The sequence below is a fragment of the Nostoc sp. UHCC 0252 genome (assembly GCF_034931145.1).
In the GTDB taxonomy this organism is placed as follows: Bacteria; Cyanobacteriota; Cyanobacteriia; order Cyanobacteriales; family Nostocaceae; genus Nostoc.
Genome location: NZ_JAYGHE010000044.1, coordinates 59,170 through 68,639 on the forward strand (window position 1 = coordinate 59,170; position 9,470 = coordinate 68,639).

The 9,470-nt window shown below is 37.1% G+C and carries 8 protein-coding genes; all 8 read left to right on the top strand.

Annotated elements, in window-relative coordinates:
• Nucleotides 1-94: 94 nt before the first annotated feature.
• On the top strand, nt 95-889 hold the full coding sequence (locus VB732_RS22290; protein ID WP_323233081.1) for a class I SAM-dependent methyltransferase: 795 nt from the start codon (nt 95-97) through the stop codon (nt 887-889).
• A gap of 333 nt (nt 890-1,222) precedes the next feature.
• Nucleotides 1,223-2,392, top strand: coding sequence for a DUF6014 family protein (locus VB732_RS22295; protein ID WP_323233082.1), 1,170 nt, complete (start codon nt 1,223-1,225; stop codon nt 2,390-2,392).
• Between the two features lie 265 nt (nt 2,393-2,657).
• Nucleotides 2,658-3,395, top strand: coding sequence for an SDR family oxidoreductase (locus VB732_RS22300; protein WP_323233083.1), 738 nt, complete (start codon nt 2,658-2,660; stop codon nt 3,393-3,395).
• A gap of 63 nt (nt 3,396-3,458) precedes the next feature.
• A complete protein-coding gene (locus tag VB732_RS22305; protein WP_323233084.1) occupies nt 3,459-5,450 on the top strand; it encodes an ABC transporter ATP-binding protein/permease in 1,992 nt (663 codons plus the stop codon).
• A 610-nt stretch (nt 5,451-6,060) separates the two neighbouring features.
• Entirely contained in the window at nt 6,061-6,204 is a 144-nt protein-coding gene (locus VB732_RS22310; RefSeq protein WP_323233085.1) for a microviridin/marinostatin family tricyclic proteinase inhibitor, read from the top strand.
• 268 nt (nt 6,205-6,472) lie between these two features.
• The gene (locus VB732_RS22315) at nt 6,473-7,465 is read left to right on the top strand and encodes an MvdC family ATP-grasp ribosomal peptide maturase (RefSeq protein WP_323233086.1); all 993 of its coding nucleotides are present in this window, start codon (nt 6,473-6,475) and stop codon (nt 7,463-7,465) included.
• A 74-nt stretch (nt 7,466-7,539) separates the two neighbouring features.
• Complete coding sequence (locus tag VB732_RS22320) at nt 7,540-8,517, top strand: MvdD family ATP-grasp ribosomal peptide maturase (RefSeq protein WP_323233087.1); 978 nt, start codon at nt 7,540-7,542, stop codon at nt 8,515-8,517.
• A 132-nt stretch (nt 8,518-8,649) separates the two neighbouring features.
• Nucleotides 8,650-9,470, top strand: an 821-nt coding sequence (locus VB732_RS22325) for a LamG domain-containing protein (RefSeq protein ID WP_323233088.1), incomplete at its 3' end; no start/stop codon positions are given.

The following is a 9,470-nucleotide window of genomic DNA, read 5'->3' on the forward strand; positions in this document are numbered from 1 at the left end:
ATTTATTCATAAAGAGAGGAAACAGGGAATAAAAAATAATGTTATGTAATTATTTTTTTAAATGCTGACTAGTTCATAGTATAGGTGAGATAAAATGGACAAAAGCGAATATATTAGCAAATTCGACAGTTTAATTTTAAGTCCCCTAATTAGAAAATTCTACGGACGAAAAGAGTTTTTTAATGTAGGATATTGGCTTACAGATGCTCAAAATCAACAGTCAGCTTGTTTGAGTTTGATAGAAAAACTTTTAGATTTTATTCCAGAAAAAAAAGGAAATATTCTCGATGTTGGTTGTGGTTTAGGTGCAACTACTAGTCATCTACTCAACTATTATTCGTCTACTGATGTTGTAGGAATTAATATTTCGCCCCAACAAATCGAAAGAAGTATTGTTAACGCCCCAGAGTGTAAATTTATATGCATGGATGCTGTACAGATGGAATTTGAGGATGAATCTTTTGATAACATCATCTGTGTTGAAGCAGCCTTCTACTTTGATACCAGGGAAAAGTTTATCAAAGAGGCAATGCGAGTATTGAAGCCAGGAGGACATCTCATCCTTTCTGATATCATCTTTGAAAATATTCAACATTTCGGTGATTGGATTGTTCCGCAAAAAAATATTGTCAAAAATAAAGATATTGAGGAATATAAAAATCTTTACAAAGAGGCAGGATTCCAACTTTTAGATTTTGTAGACGTAACAGAGAAGTGCTGGCTAAGACACTACCGATATCTAAAATCCTCTATTGAAGAGGAATTCCAAGCAGGAGAGATAGATAAACAAACCTATCAGTTAAATATGGATGGCATAGATGGTTTGCTAAATTCTTCATCTATTGCTTATTTGTTAGTTTCAACAAAAAAACCAGTAAAAGTTATTTGATAGATCCAGCAAAATTTTGATAGGCTCTCGACCTAGCAGAACTAGATAGTGTACTTAATTTTAAAATCTGCTGTAACAGTTTTTTGATTTAAAAATAGAACGGATACATTTTATTTTCATGAATCAATGCTAATAGACACTGGTGATTATTGATTGGTTTAGGACTTATGGCGATCGCTAAAAAAAGTTACTCATGTCTGAATCTTAATTTGTAGTTATTTAAGACTAAAAATAAGCGAGATTTACCACGTCTACAAAACAATAGTTAATGCAATTTTGTACTTTCAAGCAATAAAGAGATCAAGTTATCCACCATATCGTTAAGTAGAAAAAATGACAGCTATCTTTGTAAACGAACAAGAATTAGTCAAACAAATAGTTGAATATGTCGAGCAAGATGAAATTACCAGAGCTATCAACAACCTGCGTCAACAGGCGGTAAACTTTAGTGAACTTCCTCAAGCTTGGTTATCAAAGACGGCAGATGCTCTAGAAAATAACGACTGGAGTATCTTATCTGAAGATTTTATCAATATGAATTTTATTGGTAAAAACGGGTATTTCCTAATTATTGCACCGTACCAAATAAATCGCAAATCTCAACCTCATGTGGTTTTAAGTGCAGTTTACGGGAAAATACACGATAATCAAGAGCCTTCTATTGAACAATTAGAAAATCTAATTCGGGAAAAATTTGGTCAATTGAATCAACCAATCCCGATAAATCTTTCTTTTACAGAAATTGCCAGTTGTGGTAATGTCACTGGTGAAACTGGTGAAGCATTTATTGTCCCGAATGGATGGTCTTTTTTTAACAGTGTCCATGGCCCAGCATTAAACAATGCAAAAGAGCAGCAACGACGTTTTTTAGGTTCTAGCTATGAATGTATTCAAAAAGTATTTGAATACGAAACAGCTAGTTTACTATTAGGCCCCCTAGAGGATGAAATCAATAGTGAACGCTATCGTCACGTAGACACTCAAGTTCATGAAGCAGGCCATGCAAGTGGCTTAGGATTTCATTTCAAAGTTAAGCACAACGTTTTTCAAAACTATTCCTATGGTGGTGTAGAAGAATGGCGATCTGATAGTTTGGGGTTTGAGTATGCTGCTTGTACTTTACCTGCTCAAGAAGCTGGAAAATTAGTAGCCGTAAATTTCTGTATTCGCTTTGGTTTAGATGCTCACCGTTTAGGAGGCTTAGAAAAAGATGTGGATGTACATGCTGGACTTTTGAGCTTAGAACATCTTTTTCAAAATGATGCCATATATATCACTAAAAATGGTCAATTAGCTTTACGTAATTTGAGTTATCCAGGTTTACTTCAAGCTGTGGAACTTCACCGAGCGCAAGCATTATGCTTGACTCGGAGAGAGTTAAATCTTACAAGTCCTACTGGTCTTTTTTCTCTGTACAAAATAGATGTTCACCCTTCAATTCAATCAATTTTTCAGGGGCTAGTTATAGAACGCTGTCAAGGAATTTGGGCAAAGTTGCAATAATGACTTTCTCACTCTTTTGGGCGTTTTTGCAGGCATAGGAATAAAACGACTCAAACAATTTCGCCACATCGGGATACGATATGAAAAGTTAGCTGTAAATTAGATTGCGCTATACCCCCTTATAATTTTGAATTTGGTGTAGACTTGCGTGAGCAGATTAGTTTATGTCATGTCGGTGATATTTTCACCATCCCAGCTAATAAAGAAAAGTCCTTCGATCAAATATTATAAAGACTTTCAAGAAACACGGGTGTGAGGTAATCAAATGTTTCAGTCGCTATCAGGTAAGAAAGTAATAATTATTGGCGCAAGCTCAGGGATTGATCTGGCGATCGCCACTAAAACATCTCAACTAGGAGCATCGGTGGTAGTATCAGGTTCTTCTCAAGAGAAATTAAATCAAGTCAAAGATTTGGTTGATTTTGCGGTTGAAGCGATCGCGGTTGATATCTTAAACGAGGCTTCAGTTGATGCTTTCTTTGAGAAAGTGGGCAACTTCGATCATTTAGTTGTGACGGCTGTACCAGATAGAAATATACCGCGATCGCTAATAGCCGAGATGACAACCCAAATCGCTCAAAGCGGGATGGAAAAATTCTGGGCAACATTTTATATTGTCCGTGCGGCCGTGAAAAATATAGCGACTGACGGCTCGATTACCCTAACATCAAGTGTTACTATCTCCAAACCGTCAAAAATGGGTGGTATTTCAGTGATAGCAGCCGCAAATGCTGCTGTCGCCGTATTTGGCCGCACATTGGCATTGGAACTCTCTCCGATTCGAGTTAATGCGATCGCCCCAGGAATAGTGGAAGATACAAGCGTATTAAGTTATCAAAGCGAGTCCGAGCGATCGGATTTGTCAAAGTGGGCTGAAGCATCCTTGCCTGTCCAGCATCTTGGGCAAGCAGAAGAACTGGCACAAGCAGTGTTGAGTTTGATGACAAATCTTTATATTACAGGGGTAATTTTGCCCGTGGATGGGGGTGTAACCCTGGTGTAATCCTGATGTAATCACAACACCAATTGGTTCTGACAATCAAAGATTTCAATTGATTTCTAAAATATGCCAACTCAAGTTATTCAAACTCAACCCACAAAAAATGCTTTCTCAAGTTTTATGCAATTTTGGGGCGATGTAAAAACGATCTTCGGGCCTTACTGGTATCCAACCAAGTCAGGAGAAAGAGCATTCTCAGATGTAATTCGTGCCTGGGGAATGCTAATTCTCCTAATATTACTAATAATCGCCCTTGTGGGTGCAACTGCTTATAGTAGTTTCGTTAATCGCTATTTGGTAGATAGTCTTATTCAAGACAGAGATTATTCTAAGTTTATTAACATTTTATCTATTAATATTGTTGTACTTGTCTGCCTAACACTTTTAACAGGATTTTCTAAATTTGTCAGAAAACAAATTGCTCTTGATTGGTACAAATGGCTTAATAATCAGATTTTAGATAAATATCTAACGAATCGTGCTTATTATAAAATAAATTTTAAAGCAGATATTGATAATCCAGATCAACGATTATCCCAAGAAATTGAACCTGTCACCACTAATGCTCTTAACTTTTCAGCTACTTTTCTAGAAAAAATCCTAGAAATGGTGACTTTTTTAATAATTGTTTGGTCAATTTCACAAAATATTGCGCTTATCCTGCTTGCTTATACCATCATAGGCAATTTGATTGCCGTTTACTTAAATCAAGAATTGACTAAAATTAATCAAGAGGAACTATTATTTAAAGCTGATTATAGTTATGCCTTGACACATGTGCGGAATCACGCTGAATCTATAGCTTTTTTTCAGGGAGAAAATCAAGAATCAAATATACTTGGGCGGCGATTTAGTAATCTGATTAGAAATATTGAACGTAAGATAAGTTGGGAGAGAAGTTCAGAAATTTTTAGTAAAGGATATCAATCTATTATCCAAATATTTCCCTTTTTAGTACTTGCACCTTTATATATTAAAGATGAAATTGATTTTGGGCAACTTGGACAAGCTGCTTTAGCTTGTAATTTATTTGCTTTTGCTTTGGGAGAATTAATCAGTCAATTTGGGACTGCCGGGCAATTTTCTAGCTATGTTGAGCGCTTATCTGAGTTTTCAGATGCTTTAGAAGAAGTAACTAAGCAACCTGAAAAGGTCGGTACTATTAAAACAATAGAAGAAAATCATCTCGCTTTTGAAAATGTCACCTTACAAACGCCCAACTATGAACAGGTAATCGTTGAAGATTTATCGTTGTCTGTTCAACCGGGAGAAGGTTTATTGATTGTCGGCCCTAGTGGTCGAGGTAAAAGTTCTCTATTGAGAGCAATCGCTGGTTTGTGGAACGCTGGGACTGGCCGTCTGGTGCGTCCTCCTCTAAAAGAAGTATTATTTTTACCCCAACGTCCTTACATAATTTTGGGAACTTTGCGCGAACAATTGCTCTATCCTAATACCAGTCGTCAAATGAGTGATGCAGAACTCAAAGAAGTTTTGCAACAGGTCAATTTACAAAACTTATTGAGTCGAGTCGATGGCTTTGATACAGAAGTTCCTTGGGAGAATATATTATCGATAGGAGAACAACAACGCTTGGCTTTTGCACGACTGTTAGTTACTCATCCTAGCTTTACTATATTGGATGAAGCAACGAGTGCTTTAGATTTACAGAATGAAGGAAGTTTATATCAAAAGTTACAATCGACGAAAACAACATTTATCAGTGTTGGGCATCGGGAAAGCCTATTTGATTATCATCAATGGGTTTTGGAACTTTCACAAGATTCCAGTTGGCAACTTGTGACTGTGCAGGATTATCGAAATCAAAAAGCAATAAATATTCAAAGCGCGTCTAATAATGAGTTGCAAAATCAATCTCAAATATTGACAGAAACAATCACAAGTGAAAAGCTCACTCATAAGGAAATAAGTGAATTAACTAACTATTCCATTAGCACTATTAGAAGTAAGGCAAGCAAAGGAGATTCTATTACTACTAGGGATGGCTTGACGTACCGCTATGACAAGAACTCAAGTGTGTTGAAATGGCTGAGAGTTTAGCGGTTAGACAATCTATCTGTTCAGTCTGTTGAATTATCGCCTATGAAAGAATATAGCGCTTCTCGCTTGAGTCCAGCCCCAACTCGTCGCGGGAAGGGGAGCAAGATTCAAAGCCTCTCTCCTAAAAGGAGAGAGGGAAAAGTGTATTGCTTCCATTCGAGAACTGCTATAGTTTTCTATTTTGATTTGTAAAAATCGTCCTTGCTCAGAACCCCGACTTTTTTAAAAAATTGGGGTTTTTGTTGTTCACTAACGACTTATGACTGGTGTGTATAGGAATCTAGTTTATTATTAAACATAATTATGTATAAAGAAGTTAACAACAAAGAAAATAGGCAAGAGTAGGGGCGGTTTTAAAAATGTTATTAATTACTAATGATGATCTCGGCGAATTCGCCCTTACTTGTTCAATAATCAAATAAAATTACTATAATCTTGATTAATTAACTTGATAATTATTAAATAATTTTCTCTTAACTTTCTTAACTTTCCTAACTTTCCTAACTACCTTAGAACAATTACTTCTTAACTGTCTTAACTGACCTTGAAAATATATTTAATTAATGATATAATTTTACTTGAAAAATCAATTTAATTTAAGGGGAACTCTATGCCTACAAACACAGCAAAAACAGTGGATGTCGTAGTAATACCATTTTTTGCGCGTTTCTTGGAAGAGCAAGCTACTGAAGCTACTGAAGGAACAGAGGTTCCTTGGACTTACAAGTATCCTTCAGATTTGGAAGATAGATAATTTATTTACTCTTCTACATCTGAAAGTACCTTTCTGATCGGAAAGATACCTTGTAATTGGCTGAATCATAACTTCATAGAGTAGCAGTTATCACATAACTAAAAACTACTCATATAAACGCGATCGCTTTCATATTGCCTTATCCATAACATGGAGGTGATTGCTTTTTATAAATGCCTAAATTATTTAAAAATTTTGGGTTATAAAAAGCAATTTGTTTGCTATTACTTAATAGCTACCTCCTAAAAATATCAAAAAAGTATATTTTATGCACCTGTCTCGTGATGTTGTTTTATTAATCACCCACAGTGGTGATTTCTTTACAATAGATAGAGTGGCAGAAGCCTTATCAAAAAAAGGGGTGCAACCATTTCGTCTAGATACTGATAAATTTCCTCTAGAAGTGCAATTAACAGCACATTTTGATAAGTCTAAAAGCTACCACACTATAGAATGTAACAACCGCTCTATCAGCACAGAGCAGGTGCAAGCTGTATGGATGCGTCGTATTTGGGAACCACAACTAAGTCAAGAATTAGCGCCAAAGTTCCTAGAAGCTTGCGTTAGAGAATCACTTGCAACTTTAGATGGTTTTTGGGACAGTCTCAAAGAAGCTACATGGGTAGATAATTTAGAGCGGATAGATTATGCAAGTAACAAGCTACGTCAACTGCGGATTGCGTCTGAAGTAGGTTTTGTTATTCCCCAGACTCTTGTTACCAACAAAGCCCAAGCAGCACGAGAGTTTTTCGGACAAGTCAAGGGCAAAATGGTGAGCAAGCTCTTAACTGCTCTTTCCCGTAGTATGGAAGCTAACTCTTCGTTTTTCCTGTACACCAGCATCGTCAAGGAAGAAGACTTAGAAGATGCCGAGTCACTGCGCTATTGCCCAATGGTTTTTCAAGAGCAAATTCCTAAGCAACAGGAATTACGGGTGGTGTATGTGAATGGTAATGTATTTGTGGGGGCGCTAAATGCAGATGTGTATGCAGCAGCCAAAGTTGATTGGCGTAAACCTGGTGTTGAAGTTGGCGCATGGCAACATCACAAGCTTCCTGATGAAGTAGTTCAGCGTCTCAAAGCCTTTATGGGGAAATTTGGGCTGTTGTTTGGAGCTTTAGATTTCATCGTCACACCATCAGGGGAATACGTCTTTTTGGAAATCAACCCTGTGGGGGAGTGGGGAATGCTGGAAAAGGATTTGAACTTACCCATTGCAAGTGCGATCGCAGATGCCCTACTTCAAAGAATAAATAATTAAAAATTTAATATTTGATATTAGCCTGCGGCAAGCCACCCAAAAGGTGTCTACATACTTCACATTTGATACTTTTTATGACCGTATTAATAGTTACGTTTAGTAAAGACAACGAAAGTATTCCTCTAGTCATCAACGAAATTGAGGCTAGAGGAGAAAAAGCATTTCGGTTTGACACAGACAGATATCCCACTGAAGTCAAGCTAGATATTTACTCGGGGGATACTGAACGAGCAATTATTACTGATAGCGAACAGAAGCTAGATTTGAGTGAGGTTTCCTCAGTTTGGTATCGGCGGATGCGCTACGGACAAAAAATCCCCGACTCAATGGACAAGCAATATAGAGATGCGTCAATTAACGAATGTCGTGCCACAGTCAGAGGTATGATTGCTAGCCTTCAGGGATTCCACTTTGATAAAATGTCCAATGTCGATCGGGCTAATAATAAGCAACTACAATTGCAAATTGCACGAGAAGTTGGTCTTGTAACTCCACGTACTCTAACTTCAAACAATCCAGAAGCAGTCAAGCAATTTGCTCAAGAGTGTAAGCAAGGTATAGTTACCAAGATGCTTTCTTCCTTTGCTATTTATGATCAGCAGGGGCGAGAAAACGTTGTGTTTACCACTCCAGTTACAAATGATGATCTGGAGAATATGGAAGGACTGAGTTTTTGTCCGATGACCTTTCAAGAAAATGTGCCCAAAGCGCTGGAGTTGCGGACAACTATTGTTGGACACCGCATATTTACTGCCGCAGTAGATTCCCAAAGCTTGTCAGGATCTACTTTCGACTGGCGCAAAGAGGGGAGAGCCTTAGTTAAAAATTGGCAATCCTACGACTTACCAGAAGATATCGAAAAAAAACTGCTCAAACTGATGGCTTATTTTGGCTTGAACTATGGAGCAATTGATATTATTGTTACTCCCGATGGTCGCCATGTATTCCTCGAAGTTAACCCAGTAGGGGAATTTTTTTGGCTGGAGATATATCCACCACACTACCCAATTTCGCAGGCGATCGCAGAAGTATTACTGACTAATAAAAATTAGCTAATTGAGCCTTGTATATTTTTATTATCTTCTATTTTTAAAGGTGTTAGTGAGATTAGACTATTAACTTTATTAATATTAAATTTTTTATTTGAAATCACGAAATTATTTATATCTGGAGATTAAATCCTTGTGATAAACCTAGTAAGTACACAAACAGTTTTAACATTTGATGGGGAAAAAGATTATATAGATTTTGGTAGAAACGACCTTGGCGGCGTTTTCGCTCAAGGGAGTTCAGCTTTTACGGTTTCAGGATGGGTAAATCCATACGAACTAACAAATAAAGCCACTAGTTACGGAACGCGCAATGTATTTTTTGCCCGTTCTTCAGAGAGATTCAGCGATAATTTTGAATTCGGCATCAGTGAAACAGGAAGCTTAGATGTTTACATTGATGAGAGTGTTAGCAAAAATATCAAAACCTTTGGGCAAGGAGAGTTAACTATAGGACAATGGCACTTTTTTGCTATTGTTTTTAATAGTGGTCAAATAGCCGTATACCTTGACGATCGTGAATACAACGATTTTTTTAGAGGTTCATCTTTAAACAAAGCCACAAGTTCTATAACTCTGGGAGCAACCTTACACAAACAAGTCTATTTCAAAGGACAATTGGCAAATATTAGCGTTTGGAATTCTCCCTGTACTCAAGCACAAATCCAGACTCATCGTTGTGGGCTAATAGTCGGCGATGAAACAGGATTAGTGGCTTACTGGAAATTAGACGAAGGACAAGGTACAACTGTCAAAAACCAAACTGGAAAGTCTTATCAAGGAAATTTTCGTGGTAATCCTATCTGGACTTTAGCAGAAATTCCATTCGCAACACAATCATCAAATCCAGTTCCATTTGCAGCAGAATCATCCAATCAAGAAGATATTCAACTTGAAGAGAGCCAAACTGAGACAGCAGTTATTTTTGAAGAAAATATCTCACCACTAACTACAAA